The following is a 25,563-nucleotide window of genomic DNA, read 5'->3' on the forward strand; positions in this document are numbered from 1 at the left end:
CCTAGGCCTCGTTAGGGGCGCATGCGAGCTCCTCGACATCACGCACGCTATCAACAAGCTCGATGAGCATGGGCAACGCATCGCGCAGCGTGTCCTCGATGGTCCCCTCGTAGGTGAAACCTGCAGCAGCCGCATGGCCGCCGCCGTTGAACGCAGCGGCGATTCCCGAGACGTCGAGGGCTCCCTTCGCCCTTAGGTTACCGCGCACCTTGCCGTTATCAAGCTCTTTCAGGAAGAGGCAGACCTCTACCCCCATGACCGAGCGCACGATATCCACGAGCCCATCGCATTCATCATGCGAGACACCGTATTCTGCAAGGTCGACGGCGCGCGCATAGCTGTATGCCACACGGCCGTCGGCAACAAGGCGAATGCGGCTCATCACGACGGACTCGAGTTTGAGGTATTCGAGGCGCTGGCTCTGATAGACCTCCAACGCGATGCGCGCAGGATCAGCTCCGGCTGCGACGAGCATGCTCGCGACGCAGAAGCTCTCCGGATCGGCATTTTGATACTGGAAACGCCCCGTATCGGTGACGATGCCGCACAAGAGCGAGGATGCAACAGCAGCATCGATCGAGATGTTCACAAACGAGAGGAACTCGGCGATGAGCACCGACGCGGCGGCGGCATCGGGACGACGAACCACGACGTCAGCGAACTCCTCGCGTGCCGGATGATGGTCGAAGCAAACCACCTTGTCTGCACGGCGAACAACCGCCTCGCCATCTGCCAGACGGTCTAGAACAGGGCAATCGACCGCGATGAACAAGTCTGGATCCGCCGTGTAGCGAGCAGCCGGAACGAGTTCATCGGCACCGGCGAGAAACCGGTATATACGCGGGGCCGGAGCGTCATCCGCGATGAGGAAGGTGATGTCCTTCGACGGGAAACGCCCGCGCAACGCCAGCCCCAAGCCAAGCGTGGAGCCGAGGGCGTCGCCATCCGGAGAGGTGTGACCGCAGATGGCGACTTTCTCGGCAGCGTCGATTAAGTCTAGGATGGCCCAGTATTCGTCGGCATAAGCCGAAAGATCGAGCAAATCGTCGCTATCCATCGAGATCGCCGCCATCTTCATGAGCGACAGGGGCATCGGCAACCGCGGCGTCGTCGGATAGCTCGGCTGCCTCACCCGCCCCCGCAGCATCGATCGCTTGGGAGACCTCGACCGGGTAACCATCCTCATCCTTCTCCACACCGATGGTTGGAGGGACGTTCTCAAGCGCAGCTGCGATGCGCTGCGCCTCATCTGTCGACGTATCGATGCGGAAATCCAGCTCAGGAACGATGCGCCAGTCGAGCGAGCGGGCAAGCAGGCTGCGGATGCGGCCCTTAGCGGAGGCGAGCGTCTCGAGAACTTCGTCGTAGCGCTCACCATCGCATGATACGAAGATGCGCGCATACGAGCGGTCCTGGGTGACCTCGACGCCCGTCAAGGTCACCAGCTCCAGACGCGGGTCCGCGATCTCGAACAGCAGGATATAGCCGAGCTTCTCCCGCAGCTGCTCGGACAGCCGACGGGTGACGTTGTTCTGCTTCACGAAAACGACCTTTCGCTATTCGGTGCGGGCAACCTCGACGATCTTATAGGCCTCGAGCTGGTCGCCCACATGGACATCCTGGAAGCGCTCGATACCAAGACCGCACTCGTACCCGTTCTTAACGCTCTTGACGTCATCCTTGAAACGGCGCATGGAAGCGAAGACGCCGTCGAACACCACAACGCCGTCGCGCACCACGCGGACGCGGTCGTTGCGCTCGATCTCGCCCTCGGTGACCATGCAACCGGCGATAACGCCGACCTTGGGCACGCGGAAGAGCTCGCGAACCTCGGCGACGCCGGTCTGGACCTCCTCCTCCGTGGGCTTGAGCATACCGATGCGCGCCGCGTCGATGTCCTCGATGGCCTTGTAGATGATGGAGTACGTCTTGATCTGCACGTTCTCCTTCTCCGCCATATCACGCGCCTTGGCCTGCGGGCGAACGCCGAAGCCGACGATGATGGCATTCGAAGCGGCGGCGAGGATGACGTCGGTCTCGGTGATCGCGCCGACGGCGGAGTGGATGATGTTGATGCGGACCTCGGACTGATCCATCTTGCTAAGGGCATCGGCCAGGGCCTCGATGGAGCCCTGAACATCCGCCTTGACGACGAGATTGAGCTCCTTGAGCTCGTTCTCGCTCATCTCGGAGAAGAGGGTCTCGAGCGTTACGTGCTTGACCTTGTTCTGCTCCTCGATACGAGCCTTGAGGGCGCGCTCGTCGGCGAGCTTGCGCGCGTCGCGCTCGTCCTCGAAGACGCGGAACTCATCGCCGGCGTTGGGCACGGAGTCGAGTCCGAGGATCTCGACGGCGTCAGAGGGGCGCGCCTCGTCCTTATGGCCGCCGTGCTGGTCGAGCATGGCGCGCACGCGGCCGAAGCTCATGCCCGCCACGAGCGCGTCGCCGACATGCAAGGTACCGCGATTGACAAGCACGGTCGCAACAGGGCCGCGGCCGCGGTCGAGCTTCGCCTCGATAATATAACCGGATGCGAAGGTGTCCGGGTTGGCCTTGAGCTCAAGGACGTCAGCCTGAAGCAGAATCGTCTCGAGCAGGTCGTCGATGCCTTCGTGCGTACGCGCGGAGACGTTGACGAACATGTTCTGGCCGCCCCACTCCTCGGGGATGACGCCGTACTCGACGAGCTCCTGGCGGACGCGGTCGGGGTTGGCATCGGGTTTGTCGCACTTGTTCACCGCAACGACGATGGGCACGCCGGCAGCCTTGGAGTGGTTGATGGCCTCGACGGTCTGCGGCATGACGCCGTCATCCGCAGCGACCACGAGCACCACGACGTCGGTGATCTTCGCTCCGCGTGCACGCATGGCGGTGAATGCCTCGTGACCCGGCGTGTCGACGAACGTGATCTGGCGGCCGCCGATCTCGACCTGGGAGGCACCGATATGCTGGGTGATGCCGCCCGCCTCGTGCGCGGCGATGCCGGTATGGCGGATGGCGTCCAGAAGCGACGTCTTGCCGTGGTCGACGTGACCCATGACCGTGACCACTGGCGGACGCGGCTTGAGGTCGGCCGGATCGTCGTAGAAGGTGAAGGAGTTCTCCTCCTCCGGGCTGATGATCTTGATCTGGCGACCCAGGTCGTCGGCGACGAGCTCGACGAGGTCGTTCGACATGGACTGCGTCATGGTGAGCGGGGTGCCCAGCAGGAAGAGGCGTTTGATGATGTCGTTGGCCGGGACGTCGAGGGCCTCGGCGAGCTCGGCCACGGTCACGCCCTCCGAAACGCGAACGGCATCGAGCTCCTCGACGCTGATGCCCTGAGCCTTGGCCTGCTCGAGCTTCTGCTCCTCGCGAGCCGCCTCGGCCTCGCGCATGCGCTTCTCCTTGCGCTTGCGGCGCCTGCCGCCATCGCCACGCGAAGCCTCCTCGACGGCCATGCGGGCCTCCTCGAGCACGCGCTCGCGGCTGTATTCTTCAGCCTCGCGCGCCATACGGCTGTAGCGGTCCTCCTCGCTATGCTGCGAGCCCTTGCGGCCCTTACGGCCCTTGCCGCCCTTGTCTGGAGCGGGCACGTCCATGCCTGCGGGTATAGAGGGAGCAGACGAGCTGCGGTGCGCATGGCTCTGCGCAGCGTGCTCCTCGCCACCGCGACGGCCACCGCGGCGCTCGCCCTTGCGGGCCGGACGCGGAGCAGCCTGCTCGGCATGCTTGGATTCCTCGGTCTTCTTCCGCTGCTCGAGGATGGTCTCCTGAGCGGCGATCTGGTCGAGCAGCGAGCGGAATCGCGAGCCGGAATCAGATTCGGGCACGCGGCTACGCTTAGCCTCGAGCTCCTCAGCCTGCTTGCGCTCGCGCTCCAAGCGCTCTGCCTCGCGAGCGCGCTCGGCCTCAGCGGCTCGAGCAGCTTCCTCGGCAGCGCGCTGGGCATTGAAGAGCCTGCGGTCCTCCTCTTTACGAGCTTCAGCGGCGAGGCGCTCGGCCTCGTGCTCACGGGCGCGCTCGGCCTCCTCAGCCGCAAGCGCCTCCTCCTCAGCCTTCCGCTGCGCCTCGAGCTCAGCCGCGCGGGCCTCGAGCATCGGGGCGAGCTTCTTGCGCACGATGGCGACGTATGCATCCTCGAGCGATGACGAGGCGGACTTCACGGGGATCTTCATCTCAGAGAGATACCCCATGAGCTCCTTCGAATCCATTCCAAAATTCCTGGCCAGGCTTGATACGCGGGTCTTAGCCATGTGCCGATCACCTACCTCTCGCGCGCCGTGCGCGCCGAACATCCAACGAACCCTGTGCGCGGGGCCTATGCCCCCGGCCCGCTAGATCAGATCCTCCGCGGACTCGATGGCATCAGACTCGTGAACGCCGCAGTAGCGCGAACCAGGGCGAGCCTGGTTGCGGCAACGGATGCCGTCCTCGTTCACATAAGCGCAGCGCCCGGGCTCGTCATCATCGAGCAGGTCATCCTCGGGCTCCTGCCGGACGGGCATGTTGCGCAAGATGTCCGCAGCAAGCGTCTCGTTCTTGATATCGATGTGCCATCCGGTGAGGCGTGCGGCGAGGCGGGCATTCTGGCCTTCCTTGCCGATTGCGAGCGAGAGCTGCTCGTCCGGTACGATCACGCCTGCATAGCGCTTCTCCTCGTCAATGAGCACGCGCGTCACCCTCGCAGGCGACAGGGCGTTCGCAACGTAGCGCGCCGGGTCCTCGTCCCACAGGATGACGTCGACGCGCTCGCCGCGAAGTTCGGAGACGACGGTGCGGACGCGGCTGCCCTTGGGGCCGACGCAAGCGCCGACCGGATCCAAACGGCTGTCGAGCGAGTGGACGGCGACCTTCGAACGCTGGCCGGGCTCGCGGGCAACCGACTTGATCTCGACGGAGCCCTCATAGATCTCGGGCACCTCGAGCTCGAAGAGGCGGCGCAGCAGCGCCGGATGCGTGCGGGAGATGACGATGGGCGGACGGGAGTGCTCGCCGCGGACGGGCTGGACGTTGTTCGCATCCGGATCGCGCACATCGATGATGACGGCCTTGATGCGATCGTTATGGCGGTAGCGCTCGCCCATGGGGCGCTCGTTGCGCTCGTTCTCATGGTGACGCAGGTCGAAATGCGGGAGCTCAGCCTCGACGCCCTCGCGGATCTTCACGATGGTGAAGTCGGGCGTGGACTGGAGCACCGTGCCCGTGATGATATCGCCGATGCGGTCCGAGAACTCCTCGAAGATCTGGCGGCGCGCGGAATTGCGCACGATGGCGTTGATCTCGGACTTGGCATGCTGGGCGGCGATGCGGCTCGTGTCCTTAGGCGTCACGTCGCGCTTAGTGAACTCGGTGTACTCGTCCTCTTCCTCGTCATAGGATTCCTCGACGGGAACGAGCTCGTAGACGTAGACCTTGCCGGTCGCGCGGTCGATGGTGACCTCGGCGCCGAACGGGAGATGCAAGATGTCGGCATAGCTCTTGGCAAGCGACTTCTCGAGTTGGTCGATGAGGTAGAGCTGGTCGATGTGCCTCTCCTGGCAGAGCTCCATCAGAGCTTCCATCATCTGAGATGCCATGTTAGTTCTTTCCTTCCTTGCGCTTGAAGTCGATGACCGGCTTCAAGGTGCACTTCTTCACCTGGTCGAATGGAATCGTGACGGGGTCCTCGCCATCGAGCTCGAGGGTGACGGACTCTTCCGTCGCGGCGCCGATGACGCCTTTATAGCGGCGGCGTCCCTCCAGAGCCGTAGTCGTGAGCTCGCAGCGCTCGCCGACGAAGCGCGCGAAGTCTCGCGGACGGCGGAGCGGGCGGTCGAGCCCAGGGGTCGAGACCTCGAGCGTATAGGAGCCGCTCACCGGGTCCAGAGCCTCAACGACATCGCTCACCCAACTCGTATGCTCGGTGACCGCATCGAGCGAAAGCGGCTCGCCCTCCGCGCCCTCCAAGCGAACACGTACGCACGGCGCCTTGGTGGCACCCGCAAGCTCAACGTCGACGATATCGACGCCGTGCTGGCCGGCAACACCCTCGAGCGCGTCGATGATTGCTTGCTCCTGAGCGCTCTTGACCATGTCACACCCCCTTGTAAGAAAAAGGAAGCGCGGGCGAACCCGCACTCCCTTCACTACACGTCATTTACCGCTTGGTAGCATAGCACATGCAGGTCAGATGGGGATAATCTCCATCGCGGCCTGCTCAATACGAGCTATTGTCTCCTCATTAGCTCCACAATTTGACCCGCCTGGGCAGAGCACAGACCTCGCTCCTCCCCGCCGGAACACCGCCAGGCGCGCAACGAGGCTGCTTAGCTACTTCACCACGAGGTTCACGAGCTTACCAGGCACGCAGATCGCCTTGACGACGGTCTTGCCCTCGATCCACTTTGCCGCAGCGGCCTCGGCTGCTAAGCGCATCTCGTCCTGGGTGGAAGTGGTCGGGACCTCGACGCGGGCGCGCAGCTTGCCAAGCACCTGGACCGCAATCTCGACGGTGTCGCTCGCAGCCTCGGCGATGTCGAACTCGGGCCACGGAGCCGTGTAGACGCTCTCGTCATGGCCGAGTGCCGCATGCCAGAGCTCGTCTGCCCAGAACGGGCAGATGGGCGCAAGCGAGCTCACGATGTCGGTGGCGACGAGCCACGAGAGGGCGGCATCTCGCGAGCCCGGGTCGGCCTCGGTGGCGTTGAGATAGGCACTCGCGGCATTCACCAGCTCCATGATGGCCGAGATCGCGGTGTTGAACTGCTGGCGGTCGAAATCCTCGGTGCACTTTGCGAGCGTGCGATGGCGCTCGCGGTAGAGCTGCTTCGCGGCGGCGTCGAGCGCTGCAGGCTGAAGCTTGGCGTCATCTGAACCGGCGTTCGCCAACTGCCAGACGATGCGCCAGGCGCGCTTGATGAAGCGGTTCGCGCCTGCAACGGCATCCTCGTCCCAGTCGAAGTCCTTCTCTGGCGGGGCGATGAAGAGGATCGCGAGGCGCATGGTGTCGGCGCCGTACGGCTCGATGACGCTCGACGGCGGCACCACGTTGCCCTTGGATTTGGACATGGTCTCGCCGTTGGCGTCCTTGACCATGCCCTGGCACAGCAGGTTGGTGAACGGCTCGTCGACGTCGAGCATGCCCATATCGCGCAGCGCCTTGGTGAAGAAGCGCGAGTACAGCAGGTGCAGAATGGCGTGCTCGATGCCGCCGATGTAGTTGTCGACCGGCATCCAGCGGTTCGCCGCCTCCTTGCTGAACGGCAGCTCTGCGTTATGCGGATCGCAATAGCGCAGGTAATACCAGCTGGAGCAGGTGAAGGTGTCCATGGTGTCCGTCTCGCGGCGGGCCGGGCGGCCGCACACGGGGCAGGTGGTCTCATAGAACTCCTTGCACTCGGCGAGGGTCTCGCCGGCACCGAGATCGAGGTTCGCGGGAAGCGTCACCGGAAGCTGGTCCTCGGGAACGGGCACGATGCCGCAATGCTCGCAATGGACGGCTGGGATGGGATTTCCCCAGTAGCGCTGGCGGCTGATGAGCCAGTCGCGCAGGCGGAACTGCACGCTGCGGCGACCGGTACCGGCTGCCTCGAGATCGGCAACGATCGCCGCCTCGCCCTCGGAGTGCTTACCGCCGCGCATGCCGGTGTACTTGCCGCTCTGCACGAGCGTGCCCTCCGCAGCGTGGGCACTCTCCCAATCAACGGTCTCTGCATGGTAGGTGTCGATGGACTCCCCCGACGCCTCGAGCGCCTCGCGCTCATCATCCATGAGGATGATGGGAACGATGGGCAGGTTGTACTTGCGTGCGAACTCGAAATCTCGCTGGTCACCACAGGGCACGGCCATGACGGCACCGGTGCCGTAGTCGGAGACGATGTAGTCGGCGACCCATACGGGCACCTTCTGGCCGGAAACCGGGTTCATCACGTAGCGACCCGTGAAAGCGCCGTGCTTCTCGAGCACACCCTGCGCGCGCTCGACGGCGGAGACCTTCTCAGCGCCAGCGATGACCGCGCGGACATCAGCCTCGTACTCGGTGCCCTCAACGAGCTCGAGCAAACCCTTGTACTCGGGAGCGAGCAGGAAGAAGGTGCAGCCGAAGAGCGTGTCGGCGCGCGTGGTGAAGACGGTGATCTTGCCCTCGTCACCCGCGATGGGCTGGCCTTCCGCATCGCAGAGGGTAAAGTCGACCTCGGCGCCCTCGGAGCGACCGATCCAGTTCGCCTGCATCTGCTTGACGCGCTCCGGCCAGCCGGGAAGCTTCTCCAGGTCGTCCAGGAGCTCCTGGGCGTAGTCGGTGATCTTGAAGTACCACTGCTCGAGCTCGCGCTTCTCCGGCACGGAGCCGCAGCGCCAGCAATGCCCCTCGGTCACCTGCTCGTTTGCAAGCACGGTATTGCAACCGGGGCACCAGTTCACAGGGCTCTTCTTGCGGTAGACGAGACCGCGCTCCCACATCTTTTCGAAGATCCACTGACCCCAGCGGTAGTACTCAGGATCGCACGTCTTCTGCAAGCGGTCCATATCATAGGAGAACCCCATGCGCTTCATGGTAGCGAGCGCCTGGTCCATGTTCTTGTAGGTCCACTCGGCCGCCTGGGTGTTGTGCTTGATAGCGGCGTTCTCGGCAGGCAGGCCGAAGGCGTCGAAACCGATGGGATGCAGCACGTCGAAGCCGCGCATACGCGCCTGGCGCGCCATGGCATCGCCGATGGTGTAGTTGCGCGCATGCCCCATGTGCAGATCGCCCGAAGGGTATGGGAACATCTCGAGAACATATTTCTTAGGCTTCGCCGGATCCTCCTCCACGGCGAAGAGGTTCTGCTCGTCCCAAGCCTTCATCCACTTGGACTCGATAGCCTGGGCGTCGTATGCCGGAATCTCATGGGTAAGGTCGTGCTGATCGCACATAGAATGGCTCCTCGAAAGACGGCACCGCGCCCGTGCGCGGCGAAACGGTAACGCTCGATATTCTAGCAGGCTTGGGCGATTCGTTCCCGCATGAGCCGCGAAACATACCCAGCAGGTTAACGCGACACCGAGGCGGGCCCGGAAAGCGCGAAGCGCGCCTAAACGCCTAAGATACGTACGACGATCCGCGTTCCTGCTCGTAAGCGTAAATGGCGTCGATGTTCTCGAGCTCGATCTGGCTCAAGTTCGCCTGCTCGTCGAAATCCGCGGGAGCATAGAGAGGCTCGTACCAGCTCTGGCTGTCGAAATATGCCTGGATCTCGGTGTTGTTGAACATGCGCCCGTGGCGCGCGTAGATCTCATTGCGGGCAAGGCAGAGTTCCCAATCAGACAGATCCTCAAGCTCAGACGCATCGATAGCGCGCGTTGAGCTTCCAGGCAGCAGGTACTCCCCATCCCCATCGTCCGGCGCGCCCACCTCCGTGATGATGAACTGCACCGATGCGCTCGCCGAGAAGCCGCTTGCAGGATCGATGGAGAGCTCGAGAATGTGCGTGCCGGAGACCACGGGTTCTTGTGCGGTGCACTCCAAGCTCCACGAAGAACCCGATCCCCGTAAGGTCAGGCTGTCGATCTGAACGGGGACCTGTGCATCATCTTGCACCCGATCCTCCACGAGGAACGATGCATCGTTAAGACGGTCGAGCACAGAACGACCCTCCTCGCTCGACGACAAGTCGCGATCGCTCTCAGAAGAGAGCGTGAAGTCGATGACCATGTGCGGGTACTCGCTGCTATCGAACTCGTCGATGGTGAGCATGAGCGCTACAGGACCCGCATCCTCCTCCGGCTCCTCTTCGGTTTCGGCGCTCCCAGCGATAACAATAGGCTCTTGCGGCTCAAAAGCGCGCAGCAAGCCGCCAAGCGGAATCGCCCAGAACAGGAATCCGAGCAGCGCGAGTCCCGCGACCGCCGCCAGCACCACGAAAGCTGGGCCGAGATCGCGCTTCGCGCCGCTTGGCTGAGCCTTGGCAGCACCCGACGACGCCTTATCCCGCCGCTCCAGCGAATCCTGTCCACTGCGCAAGGGAGCGGTAACACCCTCGAGGGATGCCGTCATGACCGCCGTCTCTTCTGCAGAAACACCCGCATCGCCACGGGCCCCCGCAGCGAGCTGATCGCGCTGAGCCGAGGTGATTCGCGCCCCGCACTCTGGGCAATATTGAGTGCCCTCGCCAAACTCGGCACCGCATTTGGTACAGATCATCGTCATCATCCTCCCGCGCCGTCATGGGTACGGTCGATCTGGTAACGCTCCAAGTATACGGCGAATTCTGCCGAGGTATCCGAGTTGCCGGAGCGCCATGCCTTGTGGTCGATGATCTCGCTCTCGAAACCATAATGCGCATCGATAAGGGCGATGACCGCATCGAGCGCCTGGAGCTGGGCTTCCGTATAGTCCTCGGCACCGCCGCGATGAACAAGCTCGATTCCGATCGAGTAAGAATTCATGCCGTAGTCGCTCGCCCAGCTATGGCCAGGTCCCGTACCCACGCGGTCGTCGCGCGACTCGTCTTCGACGCCATAGAGCTCGTTATGGCCGTTATCGCCATAGCCAGCATGATGAGCGATGACATCGAGGGGAACGCACTGCACAACCCTGCCATCGCGCCCGATCACAAAATGAGCCGCGACGCCATCTCCGGCAGCATCCCACCAACCCACAACCGACTGAGGCGATCCGGCGCCCTCGGTATCGTGGATAACGATGTAGCGCTGATATTCTGCAGGTTTGGGGCCATGCTGGAATGAAGCGCGATAGTCCTCGACGATATCCAGGCGCATGCGAACGGCAGGCTCTGATGACGCCGCCAGCTCCCAAGCTCGGCGCAGGAGCGATCGCTGCCCCGCTAGCACCATGTCCGCCGCTTGCGCGCATGCCGCTAGCGAACCGGAAGCGGATCCAGCCCGCGGAGGTGAAGCCTTGCAGCCAGCAGACACGAGAAGCGCGCATGCAGAAAGCGCTAAAACCCTACGCCTCACCACGAGCGCCCCCTTCCAACATCCCTATAGGCTGGTCACAACTGAAACGGGGCGCCTCAAAGCGCCCCGCCTACGCAACAAGTGGTGTCGCCGCAGCTTACTGGTAGCTCACCATCTGGTGGTTGCGGTCCTTCACCACGACGTCGTGCGCGCCGCCCTCAACGATGGAGGTCGCCGAAACGAGCGTGAGGCGCGCCTTGTCCTGCAGCTCTTTAATCGTGAGCGCACCGCAGTTGCACATCGTGGACTTGATCTTATAGAGCGTGGAGTTCACGCCATCCTTGAGCGCGCCGGCATAGGGCACGTAGGAGTCGACGCCCTCCTCGAAGGCGAGCTTAGCCGCGCCGCCGAGGTCATAGCGCTGCCAGTTGCGAGCGCGGGCGGAACCCTCGCCCCAGTACTCCTTCATATACTGGCCGTTCACGTTCACGCGAGCCGTGGGGCTCTCGTCGAAGCGCGCGAAGTAGCGACCGAGCATCAGGAAGTCGGCACCCATGGCGAGCGCAAGCGTCATGTGGTAGTCATACACGATACCGCCGTCAGAGCAGACGGGAACGTAGATGCCGGTCTCCTCGAAGTACTCGTCACGGGCGCGGCACACATCGATGAGCGCCGTGGCCTGGCCGCGGCCGATGCCCTTGGTCTCACGGGTGATGCAGATGGAACCGCCGCCGATACCAACCTTGATGAAGTCGGCACCGCAGTCAGCGAGGAATCGGAAGCCTTCGGCGTCTACGACGTTTCCGGCACCGACTTTGACGGAATCGCCGTAGTTCTCGCGAATCCACTCGAGCGTGAGCTTCTGCCACTCGGAGAAACCCTCGGACGAATCGATGCACAGCGCATCGGCGCCCGCCTCGATGAGCAGGGGCACGCGCGTCTCGTAGTCGCGCGTGTTGATACCGGCACCAACCATGTAGCGCTTATTGGCATCGAGCATCTCGTTGGGATTGGTCTTATGGGAGTCGTAGTCCTTACGAAACACGATACCAAGCAGGCAATCGTTCTCGTCAACGACAGGGAGGGCGTTGAGCTTCTTGTCCCAGATGACGTCGTTTGCCTTCTTGAGCGTGATGTCCTTATCGCCCACGATGAGCTGCTCGCGCGGCGTCATGAACGTCGCGACCTTCATGCTGGGATCATCGCGGCTGGGACGGTAGTCGCGGCTCGTCACGATGCCGAGCAGCTTGCCGTGCGGCGTGCCGTCCTCGGTGACGGGCATGGTGGAATGGCCGGTGCGGTTCTTGAGCTCCATGACCTCAGCCATAGTCATGTCAGGGGTAAGCGTGGAATCGGAAACCACGAACCCGGCCTTGTGGTCCTTCACGGCCTTGACCATCGCAGCCTCCTGCTCGGGAGTCTGCGAGCCGTAGATGAATGACATGCCGCCTTCCGTAGCAAGCGCGATGCCCATGTCCTCGCCGGAAACGGATTGCATGATGGCAGAAACCATGGGGGTGTTGAGCGAGATGGCAGGTTCCTCACCGCGCTTGAAACGAGTGAGCGGGGTCTTCAACGAGACATTCGTGGGGACGCACTCAGAAGAAGAGTACCCAGGAACCAGCAGATACTCGGAAAACGTATGGGACTCGCCGGGGAAAAACATCGCCATGATACTCCTCTTTTCTCGTTGGGTGCGATCCCTCTCCGGGCGCAGCGGCGCCGGTGAGGTCCACACAGCTGCGTGGACGGAACCGTTTGGCGAATCGGTTCTTGACGTGCCATTGTAGCTCAGCTATGCGCTGCAACAAGCAATCAAAATCGCCTACGAAAAAGACGCACGTTTACCGGTGGCCGAGACCTCAGAATCGACAGAGCATACGAGGGAGATCGTCTGAAAGAGACGCATCACATCCCATCTCCCATACATCCAGCCTAGATTTGCTATTCAAATATCGAGCGAATGACTTCAGCTATCCGCTCGATGAAAATATGCATAGCATTATTTCAAATTTCGACAACTGGAACACGATTTGCGCGTTTCCTACCATCCAACCGCCCCACTCGGGAATCTTTTGTTCTTCGAATGGGCTCTCTCGCCCATTCGGCTATTATTTGCACATTCCCTCGCTATAACCTTCAAAAGTTGAGAAGCCTCTACCTGGGCATATGTAGATCAGCTGAGGCGAACGTCCCATTCGCCCATATTCTGCATGCGTAAACTTACACAGATTTTGCTCGAGTGAAATGCAGGTGTCCACTCACCCAAGTTTTGCTAAGATTGCTTGCACCTCTCTCCCATGCATGCCCAAGTATAAGGAGTATGCATGAAAGCAACCTACTATCTAGTTTGCGGTCGAACTGCGCTTGCGATATACCGCTCGCAGGCGGATGGCGAGCGCCTCGCCAGGCTGCTGCATCAAGAAGCGATGGGCGTGAGGGTGGCATCGCGTATGTTGCCTGAAGACGCTCGCCCGAAAGCGCCGGGAAAAAGAATCGCTTGCGCCCTATCGGTAATGCTAGATACACCCCTACCTATAGAAGCGCTGGTCGTCGAACCAGCCTCTCGCCGACAGTCGGCGTATACGCGAACCATACTTGATAGCGATCCTTTTCACGCGCTATCGTGTATCCACTTTGAGAACGATATTTTCGTCGCGAGCCCTGAGCTCGTGTACTACCAGCTAACAAGAGGTCGCGACATCGCTACTTCGTGGATGCTCGGGTCGGAGCTGTGCGGGAGGTACGCGCTCGACTCCGATGCGAAGGACGGAATGCATGACCGACCGCCCCTGACAACACCGGAAGCGCTCGATCGCTTTTTCGCGAGGTCTCATATGCCATGCAGCCATGCTGCCGGGAAGCGCATTCTACCGTATCTAAAAGCAGGCGCTCGATCTCCAAAAGAGGCGGAAATAGCAGCTTTGATGGCGCTTCCAAGACGCATGGGCGGACGCGGGATCCCAGGGGTCACCCTCAACCGCACCATCGCGCTTACGCCCGAAGCGGCGCGCGTTGCAAAGCGCTCCCATCTTGAAGGTGATGCCTACCTGGAAACCATTGACGAGAACGTTGAATACGACAGCGACGCCCACCATCTATCGCGAGAGGCCCATGAGCGCGATGAGCGCAAGGCGAACGCCCTAAGGATGATGGGCGTCAGCCTCACAACGATCACAGCAGGACAGCTAAACTCTTGGAGTGCAATCGATGCGATCCTCGATGGATTGAGCCGGAAGGGCGGATTCCACAAACGGCTTGAAACACCTGATATCAAACAGGCGCAGCAACATCTTTGGCGCGAGCTGCTCTCAGGCCGCGCAAGGATATGACGCAGGAGGCTCGCCGTCGAGCAGGTCGCCGGCAAACAGGTACGCTGGAAGCGCATGCACGTCGGCGAGCTTCATTCCATGATTCGGCGTATAAGTCGCACGCTAGCCAAGGAACGCTTTGAGACCGATCAAGATGAGCACGATACCACCCGCGACCTCTGAACGCGGACCGAAGTGCGCCCCGAGACGCCTGCCAATGAGGAGAACGACGCAGCAGCAAGCGAAGGTCGTGACACCGATAGCGGCACCATACAGGACGATGTTCGCCCCGGCGGCGGCAAGTGAAACGCCAACCACGAAGGCGTCTATCGACGTGGCGACCGCCTCAAGCATAATCGTCCCGTACGTGAGGCCCTGAGTTGGGCACTCCTCCGGCTCCCGCATCTCGCGAATAGCCTCGATGATCATCTTGCCGCCCACAAAAGCGAGAATCGAGAGGGAAACGATGCCCGCATAAGCTTCGATGAGCGGAGCGATGAGCGTTCCGCCGAAGAACCCTAAGATGGGCATGGCCATCTGGAAGACAGCGAACGCTATGGGCATGGCAAGTTTCTTGGAAGCCGGCATGTCAGGCTCGCACAGTGAGTTGGAAAGCGTCACCGCCATGGCATCCATAGCGAGTGCGACTCCCAGAAGCAGGCTCTGAATAAGGTCAGCGCCAGTAAAAGAGAGATTCATATGCAGAGTTTCCTCCCCGAGTCCTTACGATGGGCCTGGGTACCCCGAAAGAGATATCAGCTCGTATAGAGTTGTCAGGTCGTCTACGAGGACGGCCGCCCTCTAGGGGCCCGCCATCATGGCTGAGGAGGATTGCAGAACAGACGCAATGCCTGGTCGAGGCTATCGGTTACAGCAAGCGGATCGTCTAGTCCGGCATAGATCCGCAGATAAGCCTGGTTGCCCGCCTTGATGCAAGTAACCGCGCTCATCGGTCGCCCATCTGCGACGTTCGGGCGAATTCCATCATAGAGTTCGATCAGGCGACGAGCCCTTCCCTCACACGAAGCGATCGGCGCGCCGGTCAGGCAGAAATCGACCACAGGGCCAAAACCATGCTCGAGCGTAACGGTGGCGACAGCATGGTCGGAATGAGATGCGAGACCCGGATACCAGACATATCCTATACAGGGATGGCAGCTTAGATACGCAGCGATCGCGCGCGCTGAGTCCATCCGCTGCTGCATGGCTGCCGGGAGCGTGGCAAGGACGCTGGCGATGCGCGAGAGCTCGTCTTCGCCAAGCTGCATTGCACTTGTTGGATCTTCTGCCGGATCTCCCAAGCGAAATGCAAACAGACGATAGGCGTCCTCTGCCTCGGTATGGACGACGCGCCTGCGGCCTCGTCCGGAAACAGCAGGGGCGAGGCATACCGCATAGGTCTTCTCGAGGGTCGCTGAAGAGCAGCACGCGCCACCGCCGCCGACCGCCTCGAGGCAAATCTGGGCTCCCAAAGCCAGCGGCTTGCACGCAAACGACGTAGCTCGGGAGCAATCAACGATGAGGAGCGCCCCCACAGAGCGAGCGGCGCGCGAGAGAGCGCGTATATCGGGCACGGGAACGCCAGGAGCTCCGAGCATGTCCACGAACCAGAACAGTCGGGCGGAGCTCAAACCAGAGCCAAACGCATACGATGCCGGAGAGCCTTCTTTTGCAAGACCATCATCGCTGCAGGTAGAGAAACGAGCGAGATAATCTGGGTCGCCCCATCCAGATTGGGCGAGAAACGCCTCGGGAGCGGAGTCGTCGACGACGGAAACGCTCCCCCACTTGAGCGCATCGGGAACAGAGCCCTCGCAAGCCGCTGTGAAAGCGACGAGATGGTCCTCGGGCCCGATGATCCCAAGCTTGGCGAGAAGATCGAGGGGACACATCGCACGCACCAGCCAAGCCGCGCGAGCTCCGTGCGCACGCGCGATCTGCCCGGCAAGCTCAGCCTGTCGAGAAGCCATCTCGTTCCCCTCTCTCCCGTGAACTTTGAAGATTATACCGGTAACCGGTCCTCTCGTACGCTGATTTGTCGTGTCAACGCATCATTACGGAAAGCATGAGCGTAAAGCGGCAAAAAAACTGGGGCGCGGCCCAGAACCGCACCCCAGTCCAGAAATCGTTGGAACGCTGCCTAACGGCGCTCGGCGATCTCGGCCGTGACGTCGGCGATGAACTCGCCGAGGTCGCGCGTCACCGTCTCGTTGGAGCGGTCGCGCACCGAGATGTTGCCTGCCTCGACCTCCTTCTCGCCGATGATGAGCATGTACGGCGGGCGGTCGATGTTGCGCGCCTCGCGGATCTTGTAGCCGATCTTCTCGTCGCGCTCGTCGAGGAGCGCGCGGATGCCAGCCGCCTCAAGCTGCTCGGTCACGCTGCGCGCGTACTCGCGGCTCTTCTCGGAAACGGGAAGGACCTTGACCTGGCAGGGAGCGAGCCAGGTGGGGAACTTGCCCTCGAAGTGCTCGATGAGGATGCCGATGAAGCGCTCGATGGAGCCGAAGCACACGCGGTGCAGCATGATGGGGCGCTTCTTGGAGCCGTCGGCGTCCACGTACTCCAGGTCGAAGTTCTGAGGCATCTGGAAGTCGAGCTGCACGGTGCCGCACTGCCAGGTGCGGCTCAGGCAGTCCTCCAGGTGGAAGTCGATCTTGGGGCCGTAGAAGGCGCCGTCGCCCTCGTTAATGACGTAGTCCTTGCCCAAGCGCTCGAGTGCCTCCTTGAGGCCGGCCTCAGCGCGCTCCCAGTCCTCGTCGGAGCCCATGGAGTCCTCGGGGCGCGTGGAGAGCTCGAGATGGTAGGTGAAGCCGAACTTCTGGTACACGGAGTCGATGAGGTTCACCACGCCCACGATCTCGTCGGTGAGCTGCTCCGGCGTCACGAACAGGTGCGCGTCGTCCTGGTTGAAGCAGCGCACGCGGAAGAGGCCGTGGAGCGCGCCGCGCATCTCGTGGCGGTGCACGAGGCCGATCTCGCCGGCGCGGATGGGCAGCTCGCGGTAGCTGTGCGGGCGGCTCTTGTACACGAGCACGCCGCCCGGGCAGTTCATGGGCTTGATGCAGTACTCCTCGTCATCGATCACGGTGGAGTACATGTTGTCCTTGTAGTGGTCCCAGTGGCCCGAGGTCTCCCACAGGTGCTTGCTCATGATCTGCGGCGTGGAGATCTCCACATAGCCCGCCTTATGGTGGATCTCGCGCCAGTAGCTCAAGAGCTCGTTTTTGAGGATCATGCCGTTGGGCAGGAAGAACGGGAAGCCCGGAGCCTCGTCGCGCATCATGAAAAGATCCATCTCGCGCCCGATCTTGCGGTGGTCGCGGCGCTTGGCCTCCTCGAGCATCTTGAGATGCTGCTCGAGCTCGTCCTTCGTGGCGAACGCGGTGCCGTTCACGCGCGTGAGCATCTTGTTCGAGCTATCGGCCTTCCAGTAGGCACCGGACACGCCCGTGAGCTTGAAGGCCTTGAGCGCCTTGGTGTAGGTGAGATGCGGGCCCACGCACATGTCGATGTACTCGCCCTGCTGGTAGAAGGTGATGCGGGCATCCTCAGGCAGGTCGCCGATGTGCTCGACCTTGTACTTCTCGCCCCGCTCCTCCATAAGGGCGATGGCCTCGGCGCGCGGCAGCTCGAACACGGAGAACTTGAGGTTCTCCTTCACGATACGGCGCATCTCGTCCTCGATGGCGGGCAGGTCGTCCTCGGAGAGGGTCATATCGCCCAGGTCGACATCGTAGTAGAAGCCGTTGTCGGTAGCGGGGCCGTAGGCGAAGTCCGCCTCGGGATACAGGCGCTTGATGGCTTGCGCCATGATGTGGGCGGCGCTGTGGCGCACGACGTGCGTGACCTCCTCGGCCGGGCACTCGTCGATGTGGCCGTCGTTGTATAGAACCTTCATGGACTGCTCCTCAAATATGAAGGCGGCACTAGGCCGCAGCTTACAGCAAAAGCGCCCGAGCCCTCACGGGATCGAGCGCATGCGGCGCCTGCCCACGGCCGAAGGGCCGCCGGGAGGGACAGGCGCCTAGATAGTCTCGGTTCGCTTGCCGATGAATTGTAGACGGCGCATAGTCGAACCACTCCTCGTTACTGGATGTGCGTACGGCAATACGGGCACACCTTCCAGTGCGCGTCGAGCGGGCGATGACAGCCGGGGCAAACGTTGCGCACCTGCGTGTTGCACACGGGGCAGACGATGAAGTCCTTCTCGATCGGGCCGCCGCAGTTCGGGCAGCTTCCATACTGGGCAAGCTGACGCTCGCGCAGGGCGACATCGAGCTCCTGCTCCTCGCGATCGGTGAGGTACGAGCTCGGACGCAGCACGTTATAGGCGATGAGCCCGACGAACGGCAGCAGCGCGAGCAGGCCCCAAGCCCAGAAGAACTGCGAGCCACGACGCCGCGCGTCGATGAACACGTAAACGACCGAGAGGACGTAGAGCGCGGCGATGAATGCGATGAAGAGGTAGATGGCAAACATGAGCTGCGGAGACATGAGCTCCTGGATGTACTGCATCATACGGCATCGATACCTTTCCAGTCTCCGTATGCGAATCAAAGCTAAACCAGTTCGGTATTGTATACCGTCGATGCCCCAACGCCAAAGACGACTTGCATAAAACCTGCTTGTGGCCGGCACGTCCATATTCCCGGCACACCTCATCGCTGCCCGATTGCCTCCCTGCCCGGCAGAAGATGAACGAGACCGAACGCGGCGAACGCAGGCGGGCATGGTAAGGTTGAGCAGGCAAACGGACAGCCAGTTGTTTGAGAGGGGACACTATGCTCGCAGACTTCCATGTGCATTCGGAGTTCAGCGATGACTCGACCTACCCTGTGACAGACGTCTGTCGCGATGCCATCAAGCGCAATCTCGAAGAGATCTGCTTCACGGACCACGTCGACTACGGCGTCAAGCCAGACAGCGATCACCCCGAGCTCGCCCACCTGATCGATGGGGTCCCCAGTATCAACGTCGACTATGACCGCTACTTCCCTACCGTCGAAGCGGCGCGCGAGAAGTTCGCAGACGACCTCACGGTTCGGTGCGGACTCGAGCTCGGCGTGCAGACGCACACCATCGAACGCTACGAGCGGCTACTGGACCGCTGGGGGGATCATCTTGACTTCGCCATCCTCTCTATCCATCAGGTAGGCGACCAGGAGTTCTGGGACGGCTCGTTCCAGGAAGGGCGCACGCAGGAAGCGTACAACGAAGCCTACTACCAGGAGCTCTTGGCGGTAGTCGAACGGTTCCATGGATACTCGATCCTAGGCCACCTCGACCTCATCAAGCGCTACGACCCGGCGGGCATCTACCCCTTCGAGAAGACGCGCGACATCACGGCCGCGATCTTGGAGCGCATCATCGCGGATGGAAAGGGGATCGAGGTCAACACCTCGTCGTTCCGCTACGGCCTACCCGACCTGCAACCCTGCACCGAGATCCTCGAGCTCTATCGCGACCTCGGCGGCACGATCGTAACCATAGGAAGCGATTCGCACGAGCCCGACCACCTAGGGTCCTATATCGCCTACGTGCAGCGGCGCCTCTCGGCCCTTGACTTCAAGGCCTTCTGCACCTTCGAAGGCAAGGAGCCCCACTTCCACGAGCTCTAGCGGGCAAAAAGCCCAGCGACCTCGCCCGCGAGCGTGATGGTCCCCGCGACAGCCAGCGGCAACCCTTCTTCCGTCGCGAAGGACAGCGCATCCGCTACCGAAGCGAACGACGCCATGAGATCGCTCGCAGGCCGTCCCTCGCGCTCGAGCTCCTCGCTCACGGTACAAACGAGGTCTTCAGCGGTAAGCGTGCGAGGCGAGGTCGTCTGGCACACGATGATGCGAGGGAACTCCGGCACCAGCGCGCGTGCGATCCCCTGCGAATCCTTATCGGCGAGCGTCGCAAAGAGCAGCACCGGGCGAAGATCCCGAGTGGGTACGATCTGGGCGACCGACGAGATGAACGTCTCGCATGACTGGGGGTTATGGCAAGCATCGATCAGCACGAGCGGGTCGGTTCGCACGATGTCGAAACGCCCCGGGGTGGGACATGCGGCAAGGCTCGACTCAAGGGCCACAGCGTCTAGCGAACGCTCGAGATAGCATTCAGCAAGCGCCGCCGCGCAAGCGATGTTTTGCGCTTGATAGGAAGGCTTGGGGATAGAGATCTCATAGGTGCCGCGCGGAGCGGGGCACCTTAAGGTGAGCGAGCCGCCCAAGCGGTCCGGCTCGCGGACGATCTCGTGCGTTACGACGAACGGTTCGATGCCGCACGCTCGGCAGCGCTCATCCATGACGGGCTGGACTTCTGGATCATGCGTTCCCTCCCCCAACACGCAGAATCGTCCGGGTTGGATGACGGCAGCCTTCTCCGCCGCGATCTCGGCGAGCGTGTCACCTAAGATCCTCGTATGGTCGAGGCCTATGCCCGTCACCGCGACGACCACAGGGTGCGTGGCACTCGTAGCGTCCCAGCGCCCGCCCATACCAACCTCGAGCACGGCCACGTCGACACCGGCCTCGGCAAACACCACGAGCGCGGCAACGGTCAAAAGGTCGAACGGCGTTATGGTGTAGAGCCCCTCGCCCGATTTCGTCCGGCGGGCGTTCACGCGCCTGCCTGCCTCAACCGCCGCGGAGACGCCATGCGCGAACGCGGCATCGGAGATGACGCGCCCGTCGACCTCCATGCGCTCGGGATATCGCACGAGGTGGGGCGAGGTGTAAAGCGCCGTGCGCAGCCCCTCCCCGCGCAAGATCGCAGCGCAGAAGCGCACCGTCGAGCTTTTTCCATTCGTACCCGCCACCTGTATCACGTCGAAGTGCTCATCGGGTCGCTCGAGCTCGTCAAGCATATCGATAACGGTCTCGAGCAGGGGGCCCGCATCGCCAGATATGACTCCCGTATCCGCAGCGAGTCGAACCGCCTCGTCGAAGGGCAGCTCGGAAAACTCAAAGGGAACCGTGTAAGCGCTTGCATGGTAGCAGCTCATAGCGACCTCTCTTCCTGATGGGCGCAGGCACGCATGACGACAACCGTCGATAGTAGCACGGCATGAAATGCCGTACGGAACGCATGGGTTAGCGCGTATAGCTTGCACATATGTTCCGCGTAGGCGACACCATCTCGGTGGGAAGCAACACCGGCACCGTCATGGAGATCGGCATCCGCACGACCAAGATCAACGACGGCAGCGGCAATGTCATCGTGCTGCGCAACAGCGCCATCTCCAACGTGACCAACCGCACGAAGCTCGATTCGTTCGCGAATGTCGACGTGAACGTGACCGTCGGCGAGGACCTGCCCTACATCGAGAACATGCTCAAGCGCGAGCTGCCCGTTATCGCAGAGCGTCAGCCCATGATCCTCGATGGTCCGTTCTATCGCGGCGTGGTCAATCTCACCGAAACGACGATGACGCTGCGCGTCGTCGCGCGCTGCTCCGAGAAGAACCGCGCTGCGCTCGAGCGCAATCTCAAACGTGAGATGCGCATCCTGTTCACGCGGCACAACATCTCCCCTTATCAGCTTCAATTCGAGCATGAAGATGAAGCCAAGCCGGACAAGGCCAAAGAGGCGGAGGACGCGCGCGAGCTTCAGGAAGCCGACAGCTTTGTCGAGAGCCAGGACGAGACCTTAAGCAAGCTCAAGGGCGAAAGCAACGAGGAGTAATCCGAGCTTCTACACGCTCTTGCGGACGGCGGCTGCCTAGTGCGGCCGCCGTCTTCATGTAGCGCGCTCTTGAGATTCACATGACGAGTCGTATGTCGCATGATTATCGTATGTTTTATGCATAATAGAATATCTTATCGTAGTTATTCTTCGTTTGTTCTAACATTACTGCATGATATCTACGACATGATTAACTATTTTGCTGATATATTACGATTCTATCTTGAGAATCGCTGATGTTCTGCGAGACCCCTCATCGGTATGAGTCGCACTGGCGATTGCCATGCCTCCGGTTGCGGCCCCCTCGCGCTCAACGAAGGTCGTTCACGTCTCAACCTTTTTGAGCGGATGCATGTCGACCCAATTTCCCTAGGACCCGACAACTCCCATGAGATGCGAGAATTCCTCGAGCATGAAGCGTTCGAACGCACGATAGCACTCAGTCTTATGATCTTTGAGCGTGATCGCGCAGACCGGGATCGCCAAAGCATCAGACGCCTTGAAGCGGAGCATTCCCCATTCCGGGGATGAAGAGAACGCTTCAATGCCCACACCCATAGCGAATCCGTTCTCTTCGCTGAGAAGGCGCTCGTACTCCTCACCGGTCGCGACGGGAACTATCGCAGATTTCATGCCGTGCTTACGATAGATGTTCACGATGGTCTCGTTGAAATCATCGAGACCTATGACATACCCCGTTGGATACGGTGCTAGATCGGCAATGGTCACGCTCCCCTTGCCATACAAGGGATGGCTCTTAGGACAGAACACGCCCGCAGGAAGCGTGCCCACCGTCACCGAGTCGCATGCAGGGTTCTCATAGGAACCCACCGTGATGAAGGCATCGATGTTGTCGTCGTAAAGCTGGCTGAGCGCCGCATTGCCAACGCTGATTCCGAGGCTCACCTTCATCCCCAGTTGACGGCCTAGGAACTGCTCTAGACCGGTGCAAACTCCCTGCCAGTTGTTGAAGTGCGGAACGGCGATCAGCACTTTCAGGCCTGGACGTGATTCGAATGCAGCGACATCGCAGCTCTTCGCAAAGCCTTCTATGCGGGCAACTCTATCTAGAGCTCCTTGGATGAGCGGCTTAATCCCTTGGCAGAACGGTGTCGGAGCAGCGCCTTTGCTCCCCCGGATGAACAGAGTCTGGCCAAGCTCTGCCTCGAGCTCTCCAAGGCCTTTAGAAACCGCCTGAACAGAGACTTGCTCAACCCGTGCGGCACCGGAGAAGCTGCCGGTGCACAGCACGGCACGGACATAGCGTAGTTGTTGGATATTCACTCCGGCCCACCTAGCGGATGCGTCTGAATCATGCTGGACTGCAGAGGTAATGGCATACCATCACCTCATGCATTATACAAATGAGCCACCTCCCGCCCGCAAAGCATGGTCCTATCAACCCATCATTGAAGCTGGTAGAAGCGCTCTAAAGGGCTCGTAGCATACACCCCTTCAACCTGCAGCGCACCTTGGTGACAATCTGGGATCTTGGCTCTTCGAGGAGAGCGCTACGAATTGCTCGAGGGGACTATCAGACGTTTTTCGGTAGCTATCGCACCAACCGGTACATCATGGCTATCGACGGCACAAAGGGCCTCCAAGCTGTCGACAACCTGCACCTCTCGGCACAAACCCAGGGATATGCCGTCAAACCGTTCAAGGAAGGTATCGTAGAATCCCCCACCGTATCCCAGCCTGAAGCCTTGCATATCAAAAGTGAGTCCGGGGACCAGCGCAAGCACATGGCGCTTGCCGCATGGATCAACTTCACGACCGGGATCCACATAAGGCTCGAGGACGCCAAGAGAGCCGCGCTCGAGGCCTTCGAAAGAATCGACTTTGAACCAGCGCATGAGACGCGAACCGGCAACGCAACGCGGAAGGACCACGGTTTTACCCATAATCCAAGCCCGCTCGATAATGGCATGCGTATCGACCTCAGCGCCACATGAGAGGTAGGAAGCGATGATCTCGGCGTCCATGAACTCAGGTGAATGGATGATGCGGTAGGCGATCGAGCGATCGGCTGAACCACGTTCATTGGGGGCTAGGCTTGCGCGAATGGCTCTGCATCGCTTACGCAATGCCGATTTACCAGATACCGGACCATCCTTCCAGTCAGGAGGTAAGGCCATTTATGCCGGCTCCCTCTTGGCATAGGCAAACCAGTAAACGGCGCCTACGAGCACGCCGCCCACGATGTTTCCTGCCGTCACGCACACGAGATTCATCGCGACGCCGCCCAGGGGGACAAGGGTCTCGCCCATCCCGGCCTGAATCAGCAGACCGAAGGGCAGGAAGAACAGGTTGGCGACGCTATGCTCGAAGCCGAGGGCTACGAACCCGCATACGGGAAGTATCGTCGCGGCGAGCTTATCGCACACCGTTTTACCGGCAAATCCCATCCAAACAGCGAGACACACCAGCATGTTGCAGAGAATGCCGCGCGCAAACGCGACAGCGGGAGCAAGAGACGCCTTGGAGGCTGCAACCGACAGAGCCGCTCCCCCTAGGGCGCCGTCGCCTATAGCAGTGATCGCTGCAGCGGAAAGAAGCCCTGCCATGACAAGCGCACCGCACGCGTTGCCAGCGTAGACCACGACCCAGTTGCGCAGCATGCCCGAAAGCGGATACCGCCCGGAAAGCACTCCTGTGACCATGAGGCAGTTTCCGGTGAAGAGCTCTGCACCCGCTACAAGGACCAGAAAGAGCCCCAAGCAGAAGACGAGGCCGCCGAGCACCTGGCTCACCGCGAACGGAAGGCTCGAATCAGCCTTCACGACGAGCATGAACGCACCGCCCAAAGCGATGAAGCAGCCGGCGAGCAGGGCTAGGATGAGCAGCCTACCGATCGGCAGCGTCGCCTTCGTTGAACCGGCGGCTTCTGCCGCCGCCTCGATCTCGGCAGGCGTGCGCATAACGGTACTCGATACAGCACCTACCGACACGGGGTCCTTAGGCATAGAACTCCTCTCCGCAAGCAGTTGACACAAGGAGTGCCAAGCATAACCTTCTTACTTCTTTGGCAGGCAGACATCACGGGCATGAAGGGTCGAGCCGACCATCGCGTCCCGCCAGCGCGAAGGAGAAGCGGCGCGAAATCGAACGCTCCTAGCAGCCCGTTACAGACCTAACAGGCGCAAGGCCTCTTCGCGCGTCTTGATTTCCTTTCGAAAGACACCGCGGACCGCAGAGGTCATCGTAAGGGCGCCAGCGCTGCGCACGCCGCGCATCGTCATGCACATATGCTCCGCCTCCAACACGACAAGCACGCCCTGGGGGTCGAGCTCGGCCATCATCGCATCAGCGATCTCCGCCGTCAGGCGCTCCTGGAGCTGAAGGCGCCGGGCATACCCGCTCACGCAGCGCGCAATCTTGGAAAGCCCGGTAATTCGCCCGCCGCGTGGAATGTAGGCAACATGCGCCTTACCCGTAAACGGAAGGATATGATGCTCGCAAAGCGAGGAGAACGGAATATCGCGGACGATGACCATCTCCTCGTTTTCCGTCTCTTGGAACTGCTTGCGCAAATGCTCCGCAGGATTCTCTTCGTAGCCGCCCAGAATCTCCATAGCGGCTCGTGCGACCCGGTCCGGCGTCTCAATCAAGCCTGGACGATCAGGGTCTTCCCCGATTGCAATGAGGAACTCGCGCATCGCCCGCTCGACGCGAGGTTTATCGACTGCCATGCCTTCGCCTTCCCATATCGGGGACGCCC

21 protein-coding genes are annotated in these 25,563 nt (G+C 61.3%); 3 read left to right on the forward strand and 18 right to left on the reverse strand.

The window, feature by feature from the left end; genetic code table 11:
- Window position 1 precedes the first annotated feature (1 nt).
- From C1717_RS05500 to C1717_RS05540, 9 genes are all read right to left on the reverse strand, one after another.
- Window positions 2-1,057 carry a DHH family phosphoesterase gene (locus C1717_RS05500; RefSeq protein WP_180965849.1) on the reverse strand — a complete coding sequence of 352 codons (1,056 nt, stop codon included), beginning with the start codon at window positions 1,055-1,057 and terminating at the stop codon, window positions 2-4.
- Window positions 1,050-1,541: a 30S ribosome-binding factor RbfA gene (gene rbfA / locus C1717_RS05505; protein WP_102372187.1), complete on the reverse strand. Its 492-nt coding sequence runs from the start codon at window positions 1,539-1,541 to the stop codon at window positions 1,050-1,052. Before rbfA ends, C1717_RS05500 begins: the two co-directional genes overlap by 8 nt.
- 15 nt (window positions 1,542-1,556) lie before the next feature.
- A complete protein-coding gene (infB, locus tag C1717_RS05510; protein WP_102372188.1) occupies window positions 1,557-4,235 on the reverse strand; it encodes a translation initiation factor IF-2 in 2,679 nt (892 codons plus the stop codon).
- A gap of 81 nt (window positions 4,236-4,316) precedes the next feature.
- Complete coding sequence (gene nusA, locus C1717_RS05515) at window positions 4,317-5,558, reverse strand: transcription termination factor NusA (protein ID WP_102372189.1); 1,242 nt, start codon at window positions 5,556-5,558, stop codon at window positions 4,317-4,319.
- Between the two features lies 1 nt (window position 5,559).
- Window positions 5,560-6,054, reverse strand: coding sequence for a ribosome maturation factor RimP (locus C1717_RS05520; protein ID WP_102372190.1), 495 nt, complete (start codon window positions 6,052-6,054; stop codon window positions 5,560-5,562).
- Window positions 6,055-6,291: 237 nt separating this feature from the next.
- Complete coding sequence (gene leuS, locus C1717_RS05525) at window positions 6,292-8,874, reverse strand: leucine--tRNA ligase (protein ID WP_102372191.1); 2,583 nt, start codon at window positions 8,872-8,874, stop codon at window positions 6,292-6,294.
- Window positions 8,875-9,040: 166 nt separating this feature from the next.
- Window positions 9,041-10,141 (reverse strand): YARHG domain-containing protein, encoded by a 1,101-nt coding sequence (locus tag C1717_RS05530; RefSeq protein WP_180965850.1) that lies wholly within the window; start codon window positions 10,139-10,141, stop codon window positions 9,041-9,043.
- A gap of 5 nt (window positions 10,142-10,146) precedes the next feature.
- Entirely contained in the window at window positions 10,147-10,794 is a 648-nt protein-coding gene (locus C1717_RS05535; protein ID WP_102372193.1) for an N-acetylmuramoyl-L-alanine amidase, read from the reverse strand.
- 220 nt (window positions 10,795-11,014) lie between these two features.
- Window positions 11,015-12,529 carry an IMP dehydrogenase gene (locus tag C1717_RS05540; RefSeq protein ID WP_102372194.1) on the reverse strand — a complete coding sequence of 505 codons (1,515 nt, stop codon included), beginning with the start codon at window positions 12,527-12,529 and terminating at the stop codon, window positions 11,015-11,017.
- A 655-nt stretch (window positions 12,530-13,184) separates the two neighbouring features.
- Here C1717_RS05540 and C1717_RS05545 point away from each other — a divergent pair.
- A complete protein-coding gene (locus C1717_RS05545) occupies window positions 13,185-14,189 on the forward strand; it encodes a hypothetical protein (protein WP_102372195.1) in 1,005 nt (334 codons plus the stop codon).
- 102 nt (window positions 14,190-14,291) lie between these two features.
- On the opposite strand, the gene C1717_RS05550 is transcribed toward C1717_RS05545, so the two are convergent.
- From C1717_RS05550 to C1717_RS05565, 4 genes are all read right to left on the reverse strand, one after another.
- Window positions 14,292-14,867 carry a manganese efflux pump MntP gene (locus C1717_RS05550; protein ID WP_102372196.1) on the reverse strand — a complete coding sequence of 192 codons (576 nt, stop codon included), beginning with the start codon at window positions 14,865-14,867 and terminating at the stop codon, window positions 14,292-14,294.
- Between the two features lie 116 nt (window positions 14,868-14,983).
- Window positions 14,984-16,138: a PLP-dependent transferase gene (locus C1717_RS05555; RefSeq protein WP_102372197.1), complete on the reverse strand. Its 1,155-nt coding sequence runs from the start codon at window positions 16,136-16,138 to the stop codon at window positions 14,984-14,986.
- A gap of 170 nt (window positions 16,139-16,308) precedes the next feature.
- Window positions 16,309-18,069: a threonine--tRNA ligase gene (thrS, locus tag C1717_RS05560; RefSeq protein ID WP_102372198.1), complete on the reverse strand. Its 1,761-nt coding sequence runs from the start codon at window positions 18,067-18,069 to the stop codon at window positions 16,309-16,311.
- A gap of 188 nt (window positions 18,070-18,257) precedes the next feature.
- Window positions 18,258-18,689, reverse strand: coding sequence for a zinc ribbon domain-containing protein (locus C1717_RS05565; RefSeq protein ID WP_102372199.1), 432 nt, complete (start codon window positions 18,687-18,689; stop codon window positions 18,258-18,260).
- A gap of 263 nt (window positions 18,690-18,952) precedes the next feature.
- Between C1717_RS05565 and C1717_RS05570 the strand changes: the two genes are divergently transcribed.
- On the forward strand, window positions 18,953-19,789 hold the full coding sequence (locus tag C1717_RS05570; RefSeq protein WP_102372200.1) for a histidinol-phosphatase HisJ family protein: 837 nt from the start codon (window positions 18,953-18,955) through the stop codon (window positions 19,787-19,789).
- Here C1717_RS05570 and C1717_RS05575 read toward each other — a convergent pair.
- Entirely contained in the window at window positions 19,786-21,162 is a 1,377-nt protein-coding gene (locus tag C1717_RS05575; protein WP_102372201.1) for a bifunctional folylpolyglutamate synthase/dihydrofolate synthase, read from the reverse strand. The two genes, C1717_RS05570 and C1717_RS05575, sit on opposite strands and share 4 nt — an antisense overlap.
- Before the next feature lie 110 nt (window positions 21,163-21,272).
- Here C1717_RS05575 and C1717_RS05580 point away from each other — a divergent pair, with 110 nt between their 5' ends.
- Window positions 21,273-21,842, forward strand: coding sequence for a mechanosensitive ion channel family protein (locus tag C1717_RS05580; protein ID WP_102372202.1), 570 nt, complete (start codon window positions 21,273-21,275; stop codon window positions 21,840-21,842).
- A gap of 369 nt (window positions 21,843-22,211) precedes the next feature.
- Here C1717_RS05580 and C1717_RS05585 read toward each other — a convergent pair whose 3' ends face one another.
- The 4 genes from C1717_RS05585 to folE all read right to left on the reverse strand — a co-directional run bounded on the left by C1717_RS05585 (window position 22,212) and on the right by folE (window position 25,534).
- Window positions 22,212-23,126: a LysR family transcriptional regulator gene (locus tag C1717_RS05585; RefSeq protein ID WP_102372203.1), complete on the reverse strand. Its 915-nt coding sequence runs from the start codon at window positions 23,124-23,126 to the stop codon at window positions 22,212-22,214.
- 227 nt (window positions 23,127-23,353) lie between these two features.
- The gene (locus C1717_RS05590) at window positions 23,354-23,980 is read right to left on the reverse strand and encodes a 5-formyltetrahydrofolate cyclo-ligase (RefSeq protein ID WP_102372204.1); all 627 of its coding nucleotides are present in this window, start codon (window positions 23,978-23,980) and stop codon (window positions 23,354-23,356) included.
- The gene (locus tag C1717_RS05595) at window positions 23,981-24,808 is read right to left on the reverse strand and encodes a formate/nitrite transporter family protein (protein WP_102372205.1); all 828 of its coding nucleotides are present in this window, start codon (window positions 24,806-24,808) and stop codon (window positions 23,981-23,983) included.
- A gap of 159 nt (window positions 24,809-24,967) precedes the next feature.
- Window positions 24,968-25,534, reverse strand: coding sequence for a GTP cyclohydrolase I FolE (folE, locus tag C1717_RS05600; protein ID WP_102372206.1), 567 nt, complete (start codon window positions 25,532-25,534; stop codon window positions 24,968-24,970).
- Between the last annotated feature and the right edge of the window lie 29 nt (window positions 25,535-25,563).

Origin of the sequence: Enorma phocaeensis, from assembly GCF_900186505.1 — a bacterium.
Taxonomy (GTDB): domain Bacteria; phylum Actinomycetota; class Coriobacteriia; order Coriobacteriales; family Coriobacteriaceae; genus Enorma; species Enorma phocaeensis.